This window comes from Arthrobacter sp. FB24 (assembly GCF_000196235.1).
Lineage (GTDB): Bacteria > Actinomycetota > Actinomycetes > Actinomycetales > Micrococcaceae > Arthrobacter.
This window is the reverse complement of sequence record NC_008541.1, coordinates 610,518-632,846: the sequence shown is the minus strand read 5'-3', so window position 1 is coordinate 632,846 and position 22,329 is coordinate 610,518. Positions and strand designations below refer to the sequence as shown.

The 22,329-nt window shown below is 65.6% G+C and carries 18 protein-coding genes; 14 read left to right on the top strand and 4 right to left on the bottom strand.

All coding sequences use genetic code 11. The features are described from left to right. Positions 1–336: 336 nt before the first annotated feature. On the bottom strand, positions 337–1,731 hold the full coding sequence (locus ARTH_RS03005) for an MFS transporter (protein ID WP_011690456.1): 1,395 nt from the start codon (positions 1,729–1,731) through the stop codon (positions 337–339). A 257-nt stretch (positions 1,732–1,988) separates the two neighbouring features. On the opposite strand from ARTH_RS03005, the gene ARTH_RS03000 reads away from it, so the two are divergent. The 3 genes from ARTH_RS03000 to ARTH_RS02990 are packed head-to-tail and all read left to right on the top strand — an operon-like array spanning position 1,989 to position 5,141. After that, positions 1,989–2,657, top strand: a complete 669-nt coding sequence (locus tag ARTH_RS03000) for a response regulator transcription factor (RefSeq protein WP_011690455.1) — start codon at positions 1,989–1,991, stop codon at positions 2,655–2,657. Next, a complete protein-coding gene (locus ARTH_RS02995; RefSeq protein WP_011690454.1) occupies positions 2,654–4,087 on the top strand; it encodes a sensor histidine kinase in 1,434 nt (477 codons plus the stop codon). The genes ARTH_RS03000 and ARTH_RS02995 overlap by 4 nt, the downstream gene beginning before the upstream one ends. 28 nt (positions 4,088–4,115) lie before the next feature. After that, on the top strand, positions 4,116–5,141 hold the full coding sequence (locus ARTH_RS02990) for a TAXI family TRAP transporter solute-binding subunit (RefSeq protein ID WP_011690453.1): 1,026 nt from the start codon (positions 4,116–4,118) through the stop codon (positions 5,139–5,141). A gap of 111 nt (positions 5,142–5,252) precedes the next feature. On the opposite strand, the gene ARTH_RS02985 is transcribed toward ARTH_RS02990, so the two are convergent. Beyond that, positions 5,253–6,740, bottom strand: coding sequence for a helix-turn-helix transcriptional regulator (locus ARTH_RS02985; RefSeq protein ID WP_011690452.1), 1,488 nt, complete (start codon positions 6,738–6,740; stop codon positions 5,253–5,255). Between the two features lie 181 nt (positions 6,741–6,921). On the opposite strand from ARTH_RS02985, the gene aceA reads away from it, so the two are divergent. Further along, on the top strand, positions 6,922–8,253 hold the full coding sequence (gene aceA, locus ARTH_RS02980; RefSeq protein WP_011690451.1) for an isocitrate lyase: 1,332 nt from the start codon (positions 6,922–6,924) through the stop codon (positions 8,251–8,253). Positions 8,254–8,346: 93 nt separating this feature from the next. Continuing rightward, positions 8,347–10,011, top strand: coding sequence for a malate synthase A (gene aceB, locus ARTH_RS02975; RefSeq protein WP_011690450.1), 1,665 nt, complete (start codon positions 8,347–8,349; stop codon positions 10,009–10,011). Between the two features lie 205 nt (positions 10,012–10,216). Here the strand turns inward: aceB and ARTH_RS02970 are convergent, their stop codons facing one another. After that, the gene (locus ARTH_RS02970) at positions 10,217–11,410 is read right to left on the bottom strand and encodes an MFS transporter (protein WP_011690449.1); all 1,194 of its coding nucleotides are present in this window, start codon (positions 11,408–11,410) and stop codon (positions 10,217–10,219) included. An 83-nt stretch (positions 11,411–11,493) separates the two neighbouring features. Then, complete coding sequence (locus ARTH_RS02965; protein ID WP_011690448.1) at positions 11,494–12,726, bottom strand: ROK family transcriptional regulator; 1,233 nt, start codon at positions 12,724–12,726, stop codon at positions 11,494–11,496. Between the two features lie 184 nt (positions 12,727–12,910). Here ARTH_RS02965 and ARTH_RS02960 point away from each other — a divergent pair, with 184 nt between their 5' ends. From ARTH_RS02960 to ARTH_RS02920, 9 genes are all read left to right on the top strand, one after another. Continuing rightward, positions 12,911–14,020 (top strand): Gfo/Idh/MocA family protein, encoded by a 1,110-nt coding sequence (locus tag ARTH_RS02960; protein ID WP_011690447.1) that lies wholly within the window; start codon positions 12,911–12,913, stop codon positions 14,018–14,020. Then, on the top strand, positions 14,017–14,826 hold the full coding sequence (locus ARTH_RS02955; protein WP_011690446.1) for a hypothetical protein: 810 nt from the start codon (positions 14,017–14,019) through the stop codon (positions 14,824–14,826). Before ARTH_RS02960 ends, ARTH_RS02955 begins: the two co-directional genes overlap by 4 nt. Before the next feature lie 107 nt (positions 14,827–14,933). Next, positions 14,934–16,256 carry an ABC transporter substrate-binding protein gene (locus ARTH_RS02950; protein WP_011690445.1) on the top strand — a complete coding sequence of 441 codons (1,323 nt, stop codon included), beginning with the start codon at positions 14,934–14,936 and terminating at the stop codon, positions 16,254–16,256. Positions 16,257–16,267: 11 nt separating this feature from the next. Further along, on the top strand, positions 16,268–17,227 hold the full coding sequence (locus ARTH_RS02945) for a carbohydrate ABC transporter permease (RefSeq protein ID WP_011690444.1): 960 nt from the start codon (positions 16,268–16,270) through the stop codon (positions 17,225–17,227). Further along, entirely contained in the window at positions 17,227–18,120 is an 894-nt protein-coding gene (locus ARTH_RS02940) for a carbohydrate ABC transporter permease (RefSeq protein WP_011690443.1), read from the top strand. The genes ARTH_RS02945 and ARTH_RS02940 overlap by 1 nt, the downstream gene beginning before the upstream one ends. A gap of 55 nt (positions 18,121–18,175) precedes the next feature. Then, a complete protein-coding gene (locus ARTH_RS02935) occupies positions 18,176–18,940 on the top strand; it encodes a sugar phosphate isomerase/epimerase family protein (RefSeq protein ID WP_011690442.1) in 765 nt (254 codons plus the stop codon). Next, positions 18,937–20,055: a Gfo/Idh/MocA family protein gene (locus ARTH_RS02930; RefSeq protein WP_011690441.1), complete on the top strand. Its 1,119-nt coding sequence runs from the start codon at positions 18,937–18,939 to the stop codon at positions 20,053–20,055. The genes ARTH_RS02935 and ARTH_RS02930 overlap by 4 nt, the downstream gene beginning before the upstream one ends. 10 nt (positions 20,056–20,065) lie before the next feature. Then, complete coding sequence (locus tag ARTH_RS02925) at positions 20,066–21,262, top strand: Gfo/Idh/MocA family protein (protein ID WP_011690440.1); 1,197 nt, start codon at positions 20,066–20,068, stop codon at positions 21,260–21,262. Between the two features lies 1 nt (position 21,263). Next, a complete protein-coding gene (locus tag ARTH_RS02920; protein ID WP_011690439.1) occupies positions 21,264–22,265 on the top strand; it encodes a sugar phosphate isomerase/epimerase family protein in 1,002 nt (333 codons plus the stop codon). Positions 22,266–22,329: the final 64 nt, after the last annotated feature.

Genomic DNA, 22,329 nt, shown 5'->3' with positions numbered 1-22,329 from the left:
CACCACCAAACTCACTTACAGGCTCACCGGCACTAAAGAGAGACCGGGGTCGACCGGAACACACTCTTCAGTCTGCTCCGGCAGCCCCGACACCGCAAAGGTTCCCCACAGCAGTACATTTTCGGCCCCCACGGCGGAGCGAAAGCGCCCCTGAGAAACTCACTTAAGGCAAGAAAACCCGGGACGCTCTCTCACTTTCCCTAAGAAAGTGAGAGAGCGTCCCGGGATTTACCGCAGGATCTGAGAGAGCGTCCGGGGCGGGCGGGGGCTGCTGGGCTGCCGCCCGCCGTCGTACTTTTGCTCCCCCGCACCTTACGGCCGCCGTACTGTAACCGGTCAGACCTTGAGGAGGTCCTTGTCCTTGTCGTCATCCTTGCGGGTCTGGGACCAGGCGTGGCCCTGTTCGTGATCGAGGTGGGTGGCCTTCTTGTTCCTGAGTGCGAAGATGTAGACGACCAGCGAGATGGCGATGGCCACGGTGACGTAGGTGAAGAACAGGTCCACCCGCTCGGCCTTCTGGAACGCGGCGCCGATCAGCGGGACGGTTCCGCCGAAGAGCGAGTTGGCGATCGCGTAGCCCAGGCCGACGCCGAGTGCGCGGATGGACGCGGGGAACAGCTCCGCCTTCACCAGGGCATTGATGGAGGTATAGCCGCCAACGATCAGCAGGCCGCCCATCATCAGCAGGAACGCCGTGAACGGGTCCTTGGTGTCGGAGAGCGTGGAGAGCAGCGGCCAGGTGAAGAGGACGCCGGTGATGCCGAACCACAGCAGCAGCGGCTTGCGGCCCACCTTGTCCGAGATCAGGCCGTAAACGGGCTGGAGCAGCATGAAGATGAAGAGGGCCCAGAAGTTGATCACCGAGGTGTCGGTCTTGGCGATGCCGGAGGTGTCGTTCATGAACTTCAGGATGAAGTTGGTGTACGTGTAGAACGCCACGGTGCCGCCGAGGGTGACGCCGATGCAGATCAGCAGCGGCTTCCAGTACTGCGTGAACAGCAGCCTCATGGTGCCGGGCTGCGCGACGCCCGCAACGGCCGGGATCTTGGCGGCTTCGACCTGCTCAGCCGATACGGTCTCCTCCATTGAGCGCCGCAGCCACAGAACCACCAGCGCAGCTACGCCGCCGATGGCAAACGGAATACGCCAGCCCCACTCAGTCAGGTCGCCCTTCGGCATGACGTTCTGCAGGATGACGAGGACCAGCAAGGCCATCATCTGGCCGCCGATCAGGGTCACGTACTGGAAGCTGGAGAAGAAGCCGCGGCGCTTGGACGTGGCGGCCTCGGACATGTAGGTGGCGCTGGTGCCGTACTCCCCGCCCACGGAGAACCCCTGGATCAGGCGGATGAGGATCAGCAGCACCAGTGCCCAGACGCCGACCTGCTGCGTTGTGGGCAGGAGCGCGATGGCGAAGGAACCTGCCGACATCAGCGTCACGCTGAGCGTCAGCGCCGCCTTCCGGCCCTTGCGGTCCGCGTAGCGGCCGAAGAACCAGGCGCCGATGGGGCGCATCAGGAACGACGTTGAGAAGACGGCCATCGCCTCCAGGCCGGCCTGCAGCTCGTCCTTGGAATTGAAGAAGTGGGACTGGAAATATGCGGCAAAGACTGTGTAGACGTAGAGGTCGTACCATTCCACCAGGTTGCCGGCCGAGCCTTTGAGGATATTGCTCACGGCGCGGCGGGTCTGGGCTGACTCACTCTGGACTTCGGCTTGCTGGGTGCTCATCGCTGAACCTCGCTTGGCTGTGCTCCCGGCAACCGTTCCGGGCAAAATCCTGTGCTGTCCATGGCAACATTGCTCATGGTTCCTCCTCGACGTTGACGGTCCTCCGAAAGCCGAGGACCCATCCACGCTATGGGTGATCCACCCCACTAGCTACGTGAAGGGGGAATTCCTAACACTTCCTTAGGTTTCGCCGGGACAAGGGATAATCTCCACAGCGGGCAGATCGAAGATGCCCCGTCAACGAACAGGACCAGGCAATGGATGTGCTCATCGTCGAGGACGACGACGCGATGGCGTCCGCCCTCGATGCGGCGGTGGTTTCCGCCGGACACACGGCGTCCCGGGTTGCCCGCGGGGCTGACGCGCTCCTTGAGCACCGCCGGTTCGAGGTCATCCTGCTGGACCTGGGGCTGCCGGACATGGACGGCCTCGACGTGCTGCGGAAGCTCCGCCAGGTCACACCGGTCCCGATCCTCATCCTCACCGCCCGCGACGACGAGCGCAGCGTGGTCCTTGGCCTGCGGTCGGGAGCCGATGACTACCTCGTCAAGCCGGTGAAACTGGTTGAACTGCTTGCCCGCATCGAAGCCGTGACGAGGCGAGCAGGCCGCAGCAAGGACAGCAGGCAGCGGAGCATCGTGCTGGGCGAACTCGAAGTGGACCTCGAACGGCGCGTGGCCGCGGTCGGTCCCAGGGTCCTGCCTCTGACCGCCACCGAATTCGACCTGCTCGCACTCCTGGCCGGCCATGCCGGTTCAGTGGTCACCCGGGAGCAGATCCTGGATGCGCTGTGGGGGGACGCCTTCCTGGCGTCGTCGCGGTCCCTTGACGTGCATCTGACGGGTCTCCGGGCAAAGCTCCAGCTCCCCGGCTTCATCATCAATGTGCGCGGTGTGGGCTATCGGGTCGAGGCGGATCCTGCGTGAAGCTGCGTGTCCTCGGAGTCCTGAGTGTGCTGTCTGTCCTCATCGTCATCTTCGCCTCCACCGCCCTCCTGACCTCGGCCAGCCGGGAGCTCACCCAGGAACTCCAGATCAACCGGGCGGCTGCGCTCAACAGGCTCGCGCAGGTGGCGTTCGACGCCGCGAACGACGGTGAATCCATCCAGCTGCAGGCAGAGATGGACAGGTACTCGGAACTGTACGGTGAGGGGGTGCTGATCCGCCTCCAGCAGGGCACCCTGCGCTCAGGCGGCCTGAGCGAGGACAGGGCAGACGTCCGCGACGCTGTTGCCCGGGCAAAGCTGAACCTTAGCGACACCACGCTCAGTCAGATTCAGCCGTTCGGAACCGGTTCTGAGGTGATCTCACGCTCCTTCGGCAGCGCAAGCCAGGTTCTTGGCGAGGCGGTTTTGGAGGTCAACCTGGATGCGGCCCGGCAGAAACTCCGGGAACGGTGGCTTCTCGTCGGAGTGGCGGCGGCCGCCCTCGCTGCAGTGCTCCTCCTCGGTGCGGCCCGGGTGACGCGCTGGGTACTGCGTCCGGTACACCGCCTGAATTCGGCGGTGACCGAGCTTGAGTCAACAGGCAGGAGCAGCCGGCTTCCGGAAGACGGGCCGCCGGAGCTTCGGGAGCTGAGCCGGTCCTTTACCAGGATGGCCCGGACGGTCAGCGACAGCATCGACTCCCAGCGCCAGCTGATTGCCGACACCTCCCACCAGCTGCGCAACCCCGTCGGCGCCCTGCGCTTGAGGATCGACCTGCTGCAGCTTGAACTGCAGACAGCCCGGGAGCACAATGCGGCGGCCGGAGTCCTGGCGGAACTCGAACGTGTGGAAGAGATCCTTGACGGGGTATTGAAGCTGGCGACGGCCGAGCACAGGGCCTTCGAAGACTCCGCCGGAGGCCCGCCGGGGGCCCCTTCGCGCGGGTTCCGTGCCGTTATTGATCCGTACCCTGTCCTGCAGGAAGAGACCGAACGGGCAGGACCTGCGGCACGGCGCGGCGGCTCGTCGATCCTGCTGGAGGATCCGCCGGACCCGGCGGCGCACATCGCCTGCAACGCCGCAGAACTGGCCCAGATGGTGGGGGAACTGATCAATAACGCCATCAAATACGCCGCCGGCGCCCGAATAGCCGTGGCAGTCCGCGTACGCCAGGATGCGGTTGCCGTAGAGGTCTCCGATACCGGCCCCGGGCTTTCCGCTGAGGAACGGGCTGCTGCTACCAGCCGCTTTTGGCGCTCCCCGCAGCACCGTGAGATCCGTGGCAACGGCCTGGGCATGACCATTGTGGACAAACTTGCGGGAGCCAACGGGGGCCGGCTGCTTCTGACGGAAACCTCGCCCCACGGCCTGACCGCGCGCATCGAGTTTCCGCGCGCCATGGCTTCCCAGGGGCCGGAGGCCCTTTCATGACCGGCATGACAGGGCCGGAGGCCCTTTCATGACCGGCATGACTGACCTGGCTGGAAGCCTGCCGCCACGGAGGGCCGCCCTCAAGGCCGGGCTGGCCGCTGGCCTGGCCGGACTGCTCATCCCGGCCCTCACCGCATGCACTGCCGAGGACAAGCCAGGCACCGTCACCGTGGCAGGGGGTGAGCCGGGAGGCTTCTACCTTGAATTTGCAACGCTGCTGGCGGAGTCCATCCAGCGCCATGGCGTGGCCGGCAGCGCTTCAGCCCTGACCACCGGTGGCAGCCTCGACAACCTGCGGCAGCTCCTGACGGGGCAAGCGACGTTCGCCGTCGCACTCGCGGATGCCGCGGCACAGAAGATGCCGGCGGGCGGCCCGTCGGACGCGGGAATCGCGGCCCTTGGAAGGGTGTACGAAAACTACGTCCACTGCGTCGTCCGGAGGGCTGGCGGCATCCGGACCCTCACGGAACTGGCTGGCCGGACCGTGGCTGTCGGCGAGCCCGGTTCAGGGACGTCGCTTACCACCCCGCGCCTGCTGGAGGCCGCCGGGCTGGCTTCCGTGGCTGTGGGCGCCGCGCCCGCCGCCAATGGCGGCAAGACGGTCACCGTCCTGAACCTCGGACTCAACGCGGGGCTTGCGGCGCTGCAGGACGGGTCGGTGGACGCGCTGTTCTGGTCCGGCGGGGTGCCTACGGCCGCCATTGCCGCCACCCACCATGAGGTCGGGCTCGGATTCCTGGACCTCTCCCCGCTGCTGCCCAAACTGCGGACCAAGTACGGCGCGTTCTACGACCGGGTCCTGATCCCGGAAGGCGCCTACGAGGGCATTCCGGCTGTCTGGGCAGTGGGTGTGGCCAATCTGCTCCTGTGCCGCAGTGACCTGGATGAGCGGACAGTGAAGAGAACCGTCGAACTGCTGGTGGACCACGCCGAGGAACTGATCCCCCGCTCCAGCATGGGAGTCCAGTTCCTGAGCCCGGAATCGCTGATCAACACGGCCGGCCTGCCGTTGCACCCCGCAGCCGCTGCCGCCTACCGGGAACTGCACGGGTAAAGCAAGACGCTCCCTCACCTCCGGCAGCAAATGCGGCAACGCTCCCTCACTTTCCCCAAGAAAGTGAGAGAGCGTCTGCGGGAACACCGCCAGAAGTGATAGAGGGTTTGTTCAGCTCCCCGAGTGCGCCTGCAGGAACGAGTAGACCTCGGTCTCGTCCACGCCGGGGAAGGCGCCCGGCGGCATCGCGGCGAGCAGGTGCGAGTGCGCCCGCGCCGACGGCCAGGCGTTGCCCGCCCACTCAGACGTCAGCGACGCCGGCGGACGGCGGCAGCAACTCTCGTCCGGGCAGGTGGACTTGGACCGTTCGGTCGTATCCCGGCCGCGGAACCACTTCACCTGCGCGTACGGGACGCCGACGGAGAGTGAAAATTCACCGTTGGCCGAGCGCTCGGTCCGTGCCGTGCACCAGTAGGTTCCCGCCGGTGTATCCGTGTACTGGTTGTACGCGCTGAACTTGTCCGGCACATCGAACACCACCCGCGACGTCCAGTTCTTGCACGATGGCTGGCCCTCAATGGCGCCGGTGTGATCCTGCGGGAACGTCACGCCGTCGTTCTCGTAGGCCTTGTAGATGATGCCGCTCTTGTGCGTTTTCTGGAAGTGCGTGCGGATGTCCAGGTGCTGGGTGGCCAGGTTTGTGAACCGGTGTGCAGCGGTTTCGTAGGACACGGCGAAGGCGTCGCGGATGTCCTCCACGGCGATCTCCTTGGCCTGCTTGGCTTTCTGCAGGAACTCCACGGTGGCCTGCTCAGGCAGCATCAGCGCGGCTGCGAAGTAGTTCGTGGCCACGCGCTGCATCAGGAAGTCCCCGTAGTTCGACGGCGTCTGGTGGCCCAGAACGTAGTGGCCCAGTGCCTGCAGCAGCACCGAACGGGGGTCATGATCCGAGCGCTGGTTTTGCGTGAGGTAAATTCGGCGGTTCTTAAGATCCGTCACGGAGCGGGTGGAATGCGGCAGATCGCCCACGTGGTGGAGGCTGAAACCGAGGTGCCCGGCAATGTCGGCAATGACGTGATGGGACAGCGGGCCGTTCTTGTGCCCCACGGACGCCAGGACCTTCTGCGCCTCCGCCTCGTACTCAGGGAAGTAGTTGTTGCGTTCGCGCATCATGGCCCGCAGCTCTGCGTTGGCGCGGCGGGCCTCCTCCGGCGTCGCCACCTGTTCGTTGAGCCTGCGCTCCAGCTCATGCTGCAGGCCCACCATAGATTCCAGCACATCCATCGGAAGCCGCGAGCTGATGCGGATTTTGGGCAGGTTCAGGGACTCGTAGAGGGGGCTGCGCTGGTAACGTTCCAGCTCGATCTCCAGGGCCGCCCGCCGGTTGGGCGGCTCCGCCCCGAGCAGCTGGTCGATGCTGACATTCAGCGCGGCGGCCAGCTGCTGCAGCAGGCCAAGTTTGGGCTCCCGCTTCCCGTTCTCGATCAGGCTCAGCTGGCTCGGCGCGGTCCCGACGGCGGCACTCAGGTCATCGAGGGTCATCGCCGCCGCTTTGCGCAGGTGGCGTACGCGGCGGCCCAGGCTGATGACGTCCAGTTCCGCGGTTGCAGGGGACGACGGCGGGGTGGCGGCTTTGCGGTTCCAGCTCGTAGGCGACATTTATTGAGCATACGCGAAGAAACGCATTTCTTTCCACGGTTTTCCTCTAGTAACCCGCTTGAAAGTGCAGAAAAGTAGATCTCACGGAAAGAAACACCGCACCGGTCCAGCCGGTCCCCCTCTGCAAAGGCGCAGGGCGGGACCGGCCAGGACACCCCGGAGCACAAACAAGGAGACAAAGATGACTGCAGCATTTGAGCCCACCCAGCAGACGCCCGAGCAGCAGGCCGCCGCACTGGAGCTCGAGTGGGCCGCCAACCCGCGCTGGGAAGGTGTGACCCGGGACTACAAGGCTTCCGACGTCGTCCGCCTCCGCGGCCGCGTCTCCGAAGAGCACACCCTGGCCCGCCGCGGCTCCGAGAAGCTGTGGAAGCAGCTGACCGAAGAGCACAAGACCGGCGGCTACACCAACGCCCTCGGCGCCCTCACCGGCAACCAGGCGGTGCAGCAGGTCAAGGCCGGCCTCCGCGCCATCTACCTCTCCGGCTGGCAGGTTGCCGCGGATGCCAACAACTCCGGCCACACTTACCCGGACCAGTCGCTGTACCCGGCCAATTCCGTTCCCACGGTTGTCCGCCGGATCAACAATGCCCTCCTCCGCGCCGATCAGATCGAGTTCTCCGAAGGCATCCAGACCGTCGAGGACTGGATGGTGCCGATCGTCGCTGACGCCGAGGCCGGCTTCGGCGGCCCGCTCAACGCCTACGAACTGATGAAGTCCATGATCCAGGCCGGCGCCTCAGGCGTTCACTGGGAGGACCAGCTCGCTTCCGAGAAGAAGTGCGGCCACCTCGGCGGCAAGGTGCTCATCCCCACCCAGCAGCACGTCCGCACCCTGAACGCGGCCCGCCTGGCCGCCGACGTCGCCGGCACCCCGTCCGTGGTCATCGCCCGCACCGACGCCGAGGCGGCAACCCTGATCACCTCCGACGTCGACGAGCGCGACCAGGAATTCATCCTCCGCGAAGGCGGACAGCCGGTCCGCACCCCGGAAGGCTTCTACAAGGTCCGCAACGGCATCGAACCCTGCATCGCCCGCGCCAAGGCCTACGCCCCGTACTCCGACCTCATCTGGATGGAGACGGGCACTCCGGACCTCGAACTTGCCCGTAAGTTCGCCGAAGCCGTCAAGGCCGAGTTCCCGGACCAGATGCTTTCCTACAACTGCTCGCCGTCGTTCAACTGGCGCAAGCACCTGGACGACGCCACCATCGCCAAGTTCCAGCGTGAACTCGGCGCCATGGGCTTCACGTTCCAGTTCATCACCCTGGCCGGATTCCACGCCCTGAACTACTCAATGTTCGATCTCGCCCACGGTTACGCCCGTGAAGGCATGAGCGCCTACGTCGAGCTCCAGGAAAAGGAATTCGCCTCCGAGTCCCGCGGCTACACCGCGACCAAGCACCAGCGCGAAGTCGGCACCGGCTACTTCGACGACATCGCAACTGCGCTCAACCCGAACGCATCCACCCTCGCATTGGTCGGATCGACCGAAGAGGGCCAGTTCCACTAACTCTTCCCCAACTAGATAGCAGTAGGTGTCGTTTTGGAGGCTCAAAACGACACCTACTGCGCCTCAGTTGGGCCTTGCACCAGGAGAACTCTCATGAACAGCTTCACTGACAACTTCACTATCAACGGGATCACGCTGACCGCGCAGCCTATTTGCCGGCAGGGCGAAGTTCTCACTCCGGATGCTTTGGCGTTTGTTGCCAAGCTGCACCGGGCCACCACGGAACGTCGGCAGGAGCTGCTCCAGGGCCGCCGCAACCGTCGGGCCGAGATCGCCAAGGGGCAGGATCCGCGCTTCCTCCGCGAAACCGAGTCCGTCCGGAACGACCCGAACTGGCGCGTTGCTCCGCCTGCTCCGGGCCTGGAGGACCGCCGTGTCGAAATCACCGGGCCGGTGGACAAGAAGATGACCATCAACGCGCTGAACTCCGGCGCCAAGGTGTGGCTGGCTGATATGGAAGACTCCTCCACGCCGTCGTGGCGCAACGTGATCCAGGGCCAGCTCAACCTGACGGACGCGCTGGAACGCCGTATCGACTTCACCTCCCCCGAGGGCAAGGACTACAAGCTGCGCCCGGCCGGCGAACTACCCACCATCGTGGTCCGCCCCCGCGGCTGGCACCTGCCCGAGAAGCACATGCTCATCGACGGCGAACCCATCGCCGGCGGCATCGTGGACTTCGGCCTGTACTTCTTCCACAACGCCCGCCGCCTGCTGGCCCAGGGCAAGGGCCCGTACTTCTACCTGCCCAAGATCGAGAACCACCTCGAAGCACGCCTGTGGAACGACATCTTCATCCTCGCCCAGGAGCTGCTGGGCATCCCGCAGGGCACCATCCGCGCCACCGTGCTGATCGAGACCATCACAGCCTCCTTCGAAATGGAAGAGATCCTCTACGAGCTCCGCGACCACGCAGCGGGGCTGAATGCCGGCCGCTGGGACTACATCTTCTCCATGATCAAGAACTTCCGCACCCGCGGCCCCCGCTTTGTCCTACCGGACCGCGTGCAGGTGACCATGACGGCCCCGTTCATGCGCGCCTACACGGAGCAGCTGGTCCGCGCCTGCCACAAGCGCGGCGCGATGGCCATCGGCGGCATGGCCGCAGCCGTCCCCAACCGCAAGGACGAGGAAGCTAACGCGATCGCCTTCGAAAAGGTCCGCGCGGACAAGACCCGCGAGGCCAACGACGGCTTTGACGGCTCCTGGGTGGCACACCCGGACCTGGTTCCCGTGTGCCGCGAAGTGTTCGACGCAGTCCTCGGCGAAAAGCCGAACCAGCTGGACCGCCTCCGCGAGGACGTCACCCCGGACGATCGCGCGCTGCTGGACATCGCCGCCACGAAGGGCACCATCACCGAGCAGGGCATCCGGAACAACATCGAGGTGGGCATCCGCTACATCGAGTCCTGGCTGCGCGGCAACGGTGCCGTGGCCATCCACAACCTGATGGAAGATGCCGCCACCGCGGAGATCTCCCGCTCGCAGCTGTGGCAGTGGATCTTCTCCCGCGCCATCACCGACGAAGGCGAAATCATCACCCGCCACTGGGTGGAGGAGCTGCTGGACGAGGAATTCTCCCGGCTGGAGCGCTTCGAAGGGGACCGTTTCGCCGACGCGCGGGACATCTTCGAGGAAGTCACCCTGGCCGATGCGTTCCCCACGTTCCTGACGCTGCCTGCCTACGCCCGCTTCCTGCACGAGGCCCGGGACCGTTCCGAGGAGCCCGTGGAGGACGCGGAGCTCGTCGCCGCCTGATCCGGCGGTAATCGAGAAGATTTCCGTTCGCCGGGCTGCCATGCCCTCCGCAACAGGCACCCCGAAATCCGGGGCGGCGGCCCGGCAACGGAAGAACCACTAAGCGCGAACTGGCAGCTAATGACCCGAAACTTCGTTTTGAGGGCATTAGCTGCCAGTTCGCGCTTCTGTTGCAGGGCGTGAAGTACGACGACGGCGGGACCCGTCAGCGGGTCTTCGGCACCTTCCGGACGGAGAGGGTCGTGCCCAGGAAGAACGCCGCCACCGATGCAAGGATCAGCAGCAGCGGGTTGGTCCAGGATCCGGACAGCCCGTGGACGTAGCCCAGGAGCGTCGGGGCGACAGCGCCTACCGAGTAGCCAACGCCCTGGACGACGGCCGACATCCGGCCTGCCGATGCCTGGTCGCGGGCCAGCTTGATGATGGCAATAAAAATCACAGTGATGCCGCCGCCCTGCGCTGCGCCGCCCACGGAGGACCAGAGCCACCACAATTCCGGGGCCAGCAGCAGGCCAAGTGGAACGGTCAGCCACATCAGGCCCAGGGTGACCGCCACCGCCGTCGTACTGGCAAACCTGGCCACCATCGGCACCCCGAGGCCGCCCACAATGGCGAGGATCTGGAAGAGCGAGGACCCGGCGCCGGCGGCGGAGGGCGCCATGCCCAGTTCGTCGATCAGGAAGGTGGGCAGCCAGGCAGTGACGCCGTAGTAGGAGAAAGCCTGCCCGGCAAAGCCCGCCGTCAGCCCGGCCGTAATCCAGCGGGACGCCGGCCGACCGCCGGCGGGACGGGGATCGGACTCTTCGACGGGGGACGGAACGAAGGCTTGCCGGCCCACCGCCATCACCCAGAAGACTGTGGCGGCCACGGCGAAGAGCCCGCTGGCTGCCAGCGCGAGCCGCCAGCCGGCCACCTCGGCCAGGGGCGCGGTGACCACCGACGTGAGGAAGGACCCGATGTTCAGGGCCGCGGTGTAAATGCCCATGGCGGTCCCCTGCCGGTGGGGCGAAAAATCCCGCCTGATGATCAGCGGAACGGCGATGTTGCCGATGGTGATGGCCACGCCGATGATCGCGGTTCCGAACAGCACCAGGCCGCCGTTTCCGGCCGAGCGGACAATGACGCCGGCCAGCACGCCCAGCAGCGTGAGCATGATGGCAAATTCCGCCCCGAATTTTCGGCCCGCAAACGACGCGAGCGGCGCCGCCAGCGAGAAGCACAGCACCGGAATGCCGGTCAGCAGCCCCAGTTCCACGGGTGAGAACCCAAGGTCCTGCTGCATCGGGCCAACCACCGGGGCCACAGCCACGAACGGGCCGCGCATGTTCAGCGCGATGAGTCCGATGCTGGCCAGCAGGATCCAGCCGCGCGGGACCCTGGCGAGGATGTTCGCCGTCATGAGGCGGGCTGCGGTTTGGTGAGGGAGCTGGGAATCCGTGTCATCAGATCATTGCTATCATGCCCGCGGCAACATGACGGACGTTATCCCGTTGCCTGCAGGGTGGCTTCTATCACGGCAGGAGATAACACGTGTTGCGTGACCATCTGGCTGGCGCCAAGGATCGCGGCCTGGTCCCCGGCCATCGAAAGGGCTATCCGAAGATGTGACGTGGCCAGCGGCAGCGACCGCCGGTAAACCACTTCGCGCACTCCCGCCATCAGGTGCTCGCCCGCCTGGCCGAGGCTGCCGCCGATCACGATCACCGACGGATTCAGCAGGTTGACCACCGTAGCCAGTACGTCCCCGACGTCCCGGCCGGCCTGGCGGAGCGCCTGGATGGCCTGCAGGTTTCCCTCGGCAACGAGTCGCAGCACATCGCTTCCCTTCTCGGCCGGAAGCCCATGGCGGGCCAGTTCGCGGGCGACGGCGGGGCCCGAAGCCAGTGCCTCGAGGCAGCCGTAGTTGCCGCAGCGGCAAAGGACTTCGTCCCCGCGCGGGACCCTTACATGGCCCAGGTCCCCGGCCGTTCCGTTGGCGCCGCGCTGGAGTTCGCCGCTGCTGATGATTCCTGCACCGATGCCGGTGGCCACCTTGATGAAAAGGAAGTTGTCGTGTTCGGGCCAGTACGCCGTGCGTTCGCCGAGCGCCATGATGTTGACGTCGTTGTCCACCAGCACGGGGACCGGCAGCGAGCGCCGAACGTAACGCACCACGTCGAACCCGTCCCAGCCGGGCATGATGGGCGGCTTAACCGGCATGCCGGTGGCATGCTCCACCGGGCCGGGCAGCCCGATCCCGATGCCGGCGAGGTCCGCGGCTGTCCGGCCTGCCTCACTGAGGAGTGTTTTTCCTTCCTCGACCACACGGCCCAGTACCGCTTCCGGACCGTCGGCAACGTCCTGGGCCAGGCGCCGTTCGGCAAGGACGTTGCCGCCAAGGTCGGTGACGGCAACGATCACGTGCGTGGCGCCGACGTCGACTGCCAGGACAGAGCGGGCGGCGGGGTTGAAGGCAAAGCGCGACGGCGGCCTGCCGCCGCTGGAACTGGCCTCACCGGCCGGGCCCACCAGTCCGGAGGAGATGAGCGCGTCGATGCGGGCGGCCACCGTGGACCGTGCCAGGCCAGTCGTCAGGGCCAGTTCGGCCCTGGTGCGGGCCTTGCCGTCGCGGAGCAGCTGGAAGAGGTCGCCGGCCCGGGAAAGGCTCCCCGCACCATCAGGCGCGGCATCGGTTCCGGCGTCGATGCCGGTCTCTTTTCCGGACGTTGGACTCATGAATCATAGATAGCACGAAGGCCTTATGCATGTCACGCCACCGAAAGATCGCCGATTACTTTTCAACTTTTGCTTGACCATCGGCAAAAGTCGTTCTAGCTTGATGTGTGAGCGGTGTCACTGAGACGAGGCATCGCCGAACTCCGGGTCATAACGCTCCAGCTAGTACAAAGAGGTAAGCAACTTGTCGAGCCAAGCACAGGCATCACCGGCCCTCCTCGGCGTCGGCATTCTGGGCGCCGGACCTGTGACCCAGGCGATCCACCTTCCTTCGCTCGCACGGCTGGGGGACATCCTTGATGTCCGCCACATCATGGACGTCGACCCCGCTGTGGCGGAAGCCGTGGCCGGAAGGGTTGGTGCGAAGTTCAGCACCAGCATGGAAGAGCTCCTCGCGGACCCCGCAGTGGACATTGTGGCCATCTGCAGTCCGCACCAGTTCCACGCAACGCAAGTGATCGCCAGCTGCCGGGCCGGCAAGAAGGCCGTGCTGTGCGAGAAGCCGTTCGCCATGACCGGAGAAGAGGCGGCCCGCATCGCCGCCGTTTCAGCCGAAACCGGCGTCCCCATCATCGTGGGCGCCATGCACACCTTCGATCCGGGTTGGCTGGCAGCGGAAGACGCCTGGGGCGAACTGCCGGAGCAGGTCCACACCGTCCGGTCCTCCATCGTCCTTCCGCCGAACCCTCGATTCGAGGACTTCGCCACGGAGATCGTGGGCCGCATTCCCGCGCCAGGCAATGACTCAACCGGTCCGGAGGCCATCAAAGCCATGCTCACCGGGGGCGTGATGGGCCTTGCAATCCACGACCTTCCCCTGGTCCGCCGTTTCACCCCCGATTTTGCGGCGGTGGAGGTCCTCCACGCCGAAACCCTCAGTCCCTTCGGCTATGTCATCTCCCTGCGGGCCGGAAACGTCACCATTGAACTCCGGGCAGCAATGAACGGAACCTGGGAGCCGTCCTGGACATTTGAGGCCATCGGCGACGACGCCGCCCTGGAAATCGACTTCACGCCGTCCTACGTCCACGCCGGCTCGGCAACCGCCCGGATCCGGACGGTCGGGCGTACCACTGTCCTGGGCCCCTTCGGCCACAACGGCTACGAGGGCGAGTGGCGCAAGCTGGCCGAACTGGCCCGCGGCGCAGGCCAGCCCCCGTCGGCCGAGACGCTGATCCATGACCTCGAGTTCGCACTGGCCATCGCCGACGCGGCCGCAGGCCGAGTAGATACAGGTCGGGTTGATGCTGGCAGTGCCGCCGGCTCCACCGCAGACCAGGAGGTCAACGCATGACCACGCAGCTGTCCGTGTACGCGGATCCGCAGGCTGAAGCTGCAGGTGCAGTGTCCGCCGTCGTTGCCTCCCTTCCCCTCTCTTTTGGTCCCGGTGCGTCCGCAGCGGATGTCACCGCCGTCGCCGGCCATGCCGGCTGGACCGACCGGGCGTCCGCTGCGATCCGCAGCGGAGCCAAAGGCGTTGTGGTGTCCGCGCCGGTGGCCGAAGACCCTGCCGGGCTCACCGCCGTCGCAGACGCCGCCGGCTCAGTGGTGGTGCTTGACCTGCAGTGGGCCGGAAACTTGGCGCTGGATTCCACGAGTGAAAACGTGCATGGTGCCATCGCCGCGGCCCTTGAGGACGCCCTCCTGCTGGACTCGGTTGCCATCGCCGTCCCGGGCACGGATCCGCTTCACCTGCTGACGGATCAGTTGGCCGTCCTGGTGCAGTGCGGCATCGAGGTCCGCAATGTGCGGATGGTCCAGCGCAACGGCAACGGCTACACGGTTTCAGGTGTCATCGCGGACGGCATTCCCGTCGCCCTGCAGGGTATCCTCACCTCCGCGCTGCCGGCCACCGCCAGCCTCACGGTTCTGACGTCAACCGGGCGTACCGACGTCGTACTGCCTGACCCCGCAGCAGCCTGGCCGGCCGAAGTCCGTTCGGTAACCACAGAAGGAGCGATGACGCTCCCCACACTGTACGAATCGTCCCACCGGACCAGCTGGTCGCGGGTCCACTCGCACATCTCTTCCGGGACTCCCGCCCACGACCTGGCGCGGTTCAGCGCCGTCATGTCACTCCTCAGCCAACTCACCAGCTAGACAGCCCTACTGAACCACCAGCAGTTCCAGTTCCTCAAGTCAGTATCCACTCATTGTCGAGAAGGGCCCGGGCATTCAGTCACTCCGGGCCCTGAAAGGAAACAACCGTGTCTACCAAACCGTCCATCGCCTCTTCCGCCTTCTCCCGGCGGGGGTTCCTGGGCTTCGCAGCCGCCGCGGCCTCTGCTCCCCTCCTGGCCGCCTGCGGCGGCGGTTCCGCTTCGCAGGGCGGAGGCGGCGCGGGCGGGACGATCAAGTTCTGGGACATGCCGTGGGCCACCCCCGCTTACAACGACGCCGCCAAGAAGCTCGCAGAAGGGTTCTCCGGATCCGGCAGCAAAGCCAGCTACCAGATCATCCAGTGGAACAACTTCTACCAGACGTTCTCCTCGGCCATCGCGTCGAAGACCGGTCCCGCGGTGTCCACCGGCGGCGGCTTCCAGGCCTTCCAGTTTGAGCAGCAGGGCCAGATCGCGTACGCGGACAAGGTCATTGACAAGCTGAAGGAGAACGGCCAGTTCGATGACTTCCTTCCCGGCGTCCTCGACCCCTTCAAGTCCGACAAGGGCTACGTCGCTGTCCCCTGGCAGCTGGACATGCGCGTGTTCTGGTACCGCAAGTCGCTGTTCGAGAAGGCGGGCGTAGGACTCCCCACCGACTGGCCGTCCCTCCTGGAAGCCGGCAAGGCGCTCAAGAAGGTCGGAGCCTTCGGCTTCACCACCGGTGCAGGCGCCGGCAACAACTACGGCAACCACTCCATGATCATGATGATGGTCAACAATGGCGGCGGCGTCTGGAACAAGGACGGCGAACTGGACCTGATGAACGACCGCAACGTGGAAGCCATGGAATTCGTCCTTGAGCTGGTGTCCAACGGAATCGTCGATCCGGCCGCCGTCAGCTACACCACGGACAACATGTCCGCGCAGTGGAAGGACGGCAAGGCCGGGTTCGGCCTGTTCCAGGTCAACGTGCCGCAGCGCGTCGGCGACACTTCCGGAGATCTGCTCGTTGCGGACCCCATCACCGGACCGCACGGCGACAAGGCCACCATCGTCTTCCCGAACAACATCATGATGTACACGAACACTCCGTCTCAGGAAGCATCCGAGGCCTTCCTGGTGTACTACCTGGGCCAGCTCAAGGAACTGTGGCGCCAGAAGCTGATGTCTGCCCTCCCGGTCTTCAAGTCGATTACGGAATTGCCCGAATTCGCCAATGATCCCAATAACGTAAAGATCGTCAAGGACTGGCAGCCGATCGCCAAGACCTTTGCCGCCCAGGGCAAGACCTTGAACGCTAACCTCGCGGCGCTGGACGGCGGACAGGCCCTGAACCAGTTCAGCCAGACGATCCTCACCGGCAAGGCTGACGCCAAGACTGCCCTGCAGACGTTCCAGTCCGGCCTCGAATCGGTCCTGAAGAAGTAAACGGACCTTCCATGGCACTGACTACAGCCCAATCCGGCCTCAGCCGGGCCCGCCGGGGAGTTGCCCCCGGCGGGCCCGGCGGCCCCGCCAACCGCAAGAGCAAGCTCAGCGCGCAGACCAGCCGGACCTTCTTCTGGCTCCTCTTGCCCTCGGTCATCCTGCTCGTCCTGATCCACGGCTATCCCCTTATTCACGCCGGCGTGCAGGCCACGCACGACGGTTCACTGATTCAGACCGGCAACTTCGTTGGCGGGGAGAACTTCGCCACCGTCCTGTCTTCACCCGCATTCTGGAAAGCGGCCCAGTTCACCCTGATGTTCACCATCGTGGGCGTGTTCGGCTCGTGGCTCGTCGGCCTGGGACTCGCGCTCCTGCTCCGCACCAAAATCCCCGCCGGCGGAACCTTCAAGGTCCTGCTGCTCCTGCCCTGGGTCGTGCCGATCGTAGTGTCCTCCACAGCATGGAACTGGCTGGTCGCCACCCCGGACAGCCTGATCCCGTCCCTGTTCCGGAACCTCGGCCTGGGAACGCCCCTGTTCCTGGCCGATCCCAACCTCGCTGCCATCACGGTCATGGTGTTCAAGGTCTGGGTCAGCTTCCCGTTCATGATGATGATGATTTCGGCCGCCCTGGCCTCCGTGGACACCACCGTCTACGAGGCTGCCAGCATGGACGGCGCCACCCGCTGGCAGCAGTTCAGCCAGATCACCCTCCCGCTGATCGCCCGCTCCACCTACATCAGCTGGATCCTGATGACCATCTTCTGCGTCAACGACTTCCCCACCATCTACCTGCTCACCGGCGGCGGCCCGGTCAGCGCCACCACCTCCCTGGTGGTCCTGGCCTACCGCACGGTCTTCCAGGACTTCGCCACCGGCCCCGGCGTCGCCATCGCCTTCCTCATGACCATGACCCTGGTAGTCATCTCCGTCCTCCTGTACCGCCAGATCCGAAAGTCGAGCGTCGAATAATGAGCGCAGCAGTCCACGCCCATCCCGAGTCCGGCCCAGTCCTCGGCGTCGCGGGCCCGGCCAAAAACCTACGCGTCCTCTCCGAAGCCGGCCACCGCGGCCAATGGTGGCGGTTCGTCGCGATCCTGGCCATCACCGCAATAGTCCTCGTCCCCATCATGGTCACCGTCGTGCTCGCCTTCACCCCCGGACCGACCAGCACCGCCAAAGGCCTGACCTTCGAAAACCTCGCCAACGTCTTCTCCGGAACCCTCGCCGCCACCTGGCTGCAGAACAGCCTCATCACCACACTCGCCACCGTGACAGTCTCCGTGGCCGTCGCCGCACCCGCCGGCTACGTCCTCTCCCGCGGCCGGTCCAAAGCCGTCTCCGGATACTCCCTGCTGCTGTTCGTCATGCAGTCCTTGCCCATCATCACCTCGGTGGTCCCGCTGTTCATCCTCTTCGCCGGCATGGGTCTGGTGGACAACCTTCTGGGCATTACCATCATCTACGTCGGCTCCACCATGACCGTAGCCACCTGGATGATGGCCGCCTACTTCGACTCCATCCCCATCAGCCTCGAGGAAGCGTCCTGGATCGACGGCTGCTCCGTCTTCGGCTCCTTCACCAAAGTGGTACTCCGCAACTCACTCCCCGGAATCCTCTCCACCGCGATCTTCGCCTTCCTGCTGGCCTGGAACGACTACCTCGTAGCCATCGTCTTCCTGCGCTCCAACGAGATCTTCACCCTCCCCATGGGCGTCCAGTCCTTCTTCCAGCAGAACGCCACCGACTGGACCTCCGTCATGGCCCTGGCCGTAGTCATGATGCTCCCGCCCGTCATCGTCTTCGCCACCCTGAACAAGTACTTCAGCGTCGGCGGCATCGGCGGATCCCTCGCCGGCCGCTAACCAGCGCCGCACGCCTCTTTTAGAAGAACTTTTAGTACAACCGCAAAGGAACGACATGTCTTATTCACTCCAGCTCTACACCCTGCGCAATGCCATCCAGGAAGACCTGCCAGGCACCATCCGAAAGGTCGCTGAGATCGGCTTCACCCAGGTTGAGCCCTATAACTTCCTGGCCACGGCCAAGGAGCTCGGCGCCGCCCTGAAAGAGAACGGCCTCACTGCACCGTCAGGCCACGCTCCCCTGCTCAGCCAGGATCAGGACGAGATCTTCGCCGCCGCCAAGGAACTCGGCATCAGCACCGTCATCGACCCGTTCCTGCCGGCCGAGCACTGGCAGAAGGCCGAGGACATCCAGGCCACGGCTGCGAAACTCAACGCTGCAGCGAAGAAGGGCGCCGAATACGGCATCCGCGTCGGCTACCACAACCACGCCTGGGAACTGGAGTCCACCATCGACGGCCGCACGGCACTGGAATATTTCGCCGACCTCCTGGACCCCGAATTGGTCTTGGAAGTGGACACCTACTGGGTTGCCGTCGGAGGCCAGGACCCCGTGGCCATCCTGACCAAACTCGGCGACCGGGTGAAGTTCATCCACATCAAGGACGGCCCCATCAACACGGACACCAAGGCGCAGCAGCCCGCCGGCCAGGGCAAAATCGCCGTGTGGGACGTCATCGGCGCGGCCAAGTCCCTGGAAGTGGGCGTGGTGGAGTTCGACGACTACTCCGGCGACATCTTCGACGGCATCGCCCAGAGCCTGGAGTTCCTGAACGCCGGAGCCAGCGAAGGCGCCCAGTCCGAAGGAGCACGGGCATGAGCACTTCTTCCATGAGGAAAGGCCCGGTGGGCGTCGCCGTCATCGGCGCCGGAAACATCAGCAAGCAGTACTTGGACAACCTGACCGACTTCCCGGACCTGAAGGTCCATGTCATCGCCGACCTCTTCGAGGACGCTGCAGCCGCACGGGCGAAGGAATACGGGATCGCCGAGTACGGCGGGGTGGACGCCGCCCTGAACCATCCCGACGTCGAAATCATCGTCAACCTGACCATCCCGGCCGCGCACGTGGAGGTGGCGACCGCCGCCGTCAACGCCGGCAAACACGTCTGGACCGAAAAGCCGTTCTCGCTGGACCGCGAATCCGGGCTGGGGCTGCTGAAGGCCGCTGATGCCGCAGGGCTGCGGCTCGGCTGCGCCCCGGACACCTTCCTCGGCGCCGGTCTGCAGACGGCCCGGCGGCTGATCGAACGCGGCGACATCGGCACCCCGCTGACCGCCATGACCACGTTCCAGACGCCGGGACCGGAATCCTGGCACCCGAATCCGGCGTTCCTTTTCCAGTACGGCGCCGGTCCCCTGTTCGACATGGGCCCGTACTACCTCACCGCGCTGGTCCAGACGTTCGGTTCCGTGCGCAAGGTGGCTGCGATCGGCTCCAAGTCCAAGGAAGTCCGGGTCATCGGCTCCGGCCCCAAGCTGGGCGAGGAATTCACGGTAGAGGTGCCCACCCACGTGTCCGCGATGGCCCAGTTCGAGGGCGGCCAGTCCTCGCACAGCGTCTTCTCATTCGAGTCGCCGCGGCAGCGGATGGGCTTCATGGAAATCACCGGCACGGAAGCCACCATTTCCCTACCGGATCCAAACTACTTCGACGGAGACGTGCGGCTCTGGCGCGCGGGCGACGAAGAGTGGACCGTCATTCCCGCCACCGGCCCGTCCAACGGCCGCGGCATGGGCGTTCTGGACATGGCCAGGTCCATCCGGGCCGGGGTACCGCATCGTGCCACGGGCAACCTCGCCTACCACGTGCTGGACACCATGGTCTCGATTTCCGAGTCCGTTGAATCCGGAACGTTTGTCAACGTCGAAAGCTCCGCGCCCGCGTCCCCGGCCCTCCCCGAGGACTGGAACCCCACCGCTTCCACTCTCTAGGACTCACGCAATGAACTCCCCCGAAAGCACGGACGGCACCAACCCGGACAACCCGCCGCTGGGTGTGGCGATGATCGGCTACGCGTTTATGGGCAAGGCCCATTCGAACGCCTGGCGCAACGTGGCCTCGTACTTCGATGTCCCGGCCTTCGAGCAAAAAGTGCTCGTGGGCCGGGACGCGGGGCAGGTCGCGGCGGCCGCCGCGAGATACGGCTGGGCCGAGTCGGCGACGGACTGGCGCTCGGTCCTTGACCGGGACGACATCCACGTCGTGGATATCTGCGCGCCGGGCTGGATGCATGCCGAGATTGCCATCGCGGCGCTCGAGGCAGGCAAACATGTCCTGGTCGAGAAGCCCCTGGCCAACACCCTGGCCGAGGCCGAAGCCATGGCGGACGCTGCCCGGTCCGCCCGGGAACGCGGCGTGCAGTCCATGATCGGTTTCAACTACCGCCGTGTCCCGGCACTGGCCCTCGCGAAGGAACTCATCTCCGAAGGCCGGCTCGGGACGGTCCGGCACGTCCGCGCCGCCTACCTGCAGGACTGGCTCACGGACGCCGAATCACCGATGACCTGGCGTTTGCGTAAGGAAACCGCCGGGTCCGGGGCGCTGGGCGACATCGCCTCCCACGCGATCGACCAGGTCATGTTCCTGCTCGGCGGCCATGTCACCGAGGTCTCCGGCCGGCTGCACACCTTCGTGTCCAGCCGCCCCGGGGCGGACGGCCCCGAAGAGGTAACGGTCGACGACGCCGCCTGGGCCACGCTCACCCTGGACTCCGGGACCATCGCCTCGGTGGAAGTCTCCCGCATGGCCACGGGACAGAAGAACTCCCTGAAGCTGGAGATCTACGGGGACAAGGGCTCCCTGCTGTTCGACCTCGAAGCCATCAACGAACTCGGCTTCCTCGACGCCACCCTGCCGGCCCGCGAACAGGGGTTCCGCCGGATCCTGGTCAACGAACCCGAACACCCCTACATGGCTGCCTGGTGGCCGCAGGGCCACGTGATCGGCTGGGAACACACCTTCACGCACGAGATCCGGGACTTCCTGGCCGCAATCGACGGCGGCACTCCGCCCTCGCCGTCGTTCGAGGACGGACTGGCCGTGCAGCGGGTGCTGGCCGCCATCGAAGAATCCGCCAACGCCAAATCCTCCATCATCCAGCTCGCCGCTTCCCCTGTCCCCGTAACCGAAGGAGCCTGACATGCCCCGCCCGTACACCCTGTTCACCGGCCAGTGGGCCGACCTCCCCTTCGAGGAAGTCGCCCGCCTGGCCTCCGGCTGGGGCTACGACGGCCTCGAAATCGCCGTGTCCGGGGACCACCTGGACGCCTGGCGCTGGGACGAACCCGGCTACGTCCAGTCCAAGCTCGCCGTCCTGGAAAAGTACAACCTGAAGGTCTGGGCCATCTCCAACCACCTCAAGGGCCAGGCCGTCTGCGATGACCCCATCGACTTCCGCCACGAAGCGATCGTCGGATCCAAGGTCTGGGGCGACGGCGACCCCGAAGGCGTACGCACCCGCGCCGCCGAAGAAATGAAACACACCGCCCGGCTCGCCAAAGCCCTCGGCGTGGACACCGTCGTCGGCTTCACCGGCTCCTCCATCTGGCAATACGTCGCCATGTTCCCGCCCGTCCCGGAAAAGGTCATCGAGGCCGGGTACCAGGACTTCGCGGACCGCTGGAACCCCATCCTGGACGTCTTCGACGAATGCGGCGTCCGCTTCGCCCACGAAGTCCACCCCTCCGAAATCGCCTACGACTACTGGACCACCGTGCGCACCCTCGAAGCGATCGGCCACCGCGAAGCGTTCGGCCTGAACTGGGACCCGTCCCACTTCATGTGGCAGGGCATCGACCCCGTCTCCTTCATCTGGGACTTCAAGGACCGGATCTACCACGTGGACTGCAAGGACACCAAGCTCCGCCCCACCGGCCGGAACACCGTCCTCGGCTCCCACCTGCCCTGGGGCGACCCCCGCCGCGGCTGGGACTTCGTCTCCGCAGGCCGCGGAGACGTCCCCTGGGAATCATCCTTCCGCGCCCTCACCGCGATCGGCTATGACGGTCCCATCTCCGTCGAATGGGAAGACGCCGGCATGGACCGCCTCCACGGCGCCCCCGAAGCCCTCGCCGCCCTCAAAAAATTCGACTTCCCCGCCTCCCAGACGTCCTTCGACGCCGCCTTCAGCAGCAAGGACTAACCCGGGTGGGCGACGTCGGGGATTTCCTCAAGGTGTGGCGTAGGAACGACTGGTGCTCGGCGTG